Source organism: Variovorax cryoconiti (assembly GCF_051216395.1).
Taxonomy (GTDB): domain Bacteria; phylum Pseudomonadota; class Gammaproteobacteria; order Burkholderiales; family Burkholderiaceae_C; genus Variovorax.
The window spans coordinates 1-739 of the sequence record NZ_JBPJZI010000060.1; the positions used below are offsets into that span (position 1 = coordinate 1).

1 pseudogene is annotated in these 739 nt (G+C 66.3%); it reads left to right on the top strand.

Going from position 1 to position 739, the window contains the following annotated elements:
* Positions 1-739: pseudogene (locus ACSFA2_RS25705) on the top strand (AAA family ATPase); the annotation flags it as partial.

The following is a 739-nucleotide window of genomic DNA, read 5'->3' on the forward strand; positions in this document are numbered from 1 at the left end:
GAGCACCTGCGGCCATGGGGCGAGAGTTCGGCAACGCCCACGGTCGAAGTCGATTTCGAACTCGACGGCAAGCCGTGCCGGCTCACCAAAGCCTTTCTCGGCAAGAAGCGCTGTGAGCTTGTCATCGATGGCAAGGCGATGGACGGCGCGGTGGCCGAAGACCATCTGGCTGCATTGCTGGGCTTTCGCTTTCCGGGCAAGGGCGCCAGCACGCCGGAGCACATGGGCATTCCGGGGCTGCTGTGGATCAAGCAGGGCACATCACACGACATTGCCAGCGCCGTGGGCTTCGCCAGCGACCACCTGCGCAACGCACTCGGCGAATCGTTGGGCGAACTGGCTTCCAGCAACGGCGATGCGGTGCTGAAGGCGGTGGAGAGCGAACGCAACGAACTGCTCACGCCCGCCGCCGGAACACCGCGCGGCGCCTTCGCGGATGCCATCAGGCTGCGCACGGAGCTCGAAGCCGACATCGAACAGCTGCGCGCCGACATCGAGTCTTATCAGTCGGGCGTAGACCGTCTCTCCGGCCTGCGCCGCGATCACCAGCGCGATGAAGCCGCGCGGCCCTGGACGGCGCTGCGGGAGCAACTGGCCATCGCACGGCAGCGGCTGGACGAAGCCAAGGGTTTGAACGACAGGAAGACCGCGCAGGACGCCGCGCTCAGGCAGGTCACGGCGCAGGTGAATTCCTGGCGAACCCAGCTCCAGGCGATGGAGCGTGAGGAAGCCACAGTCG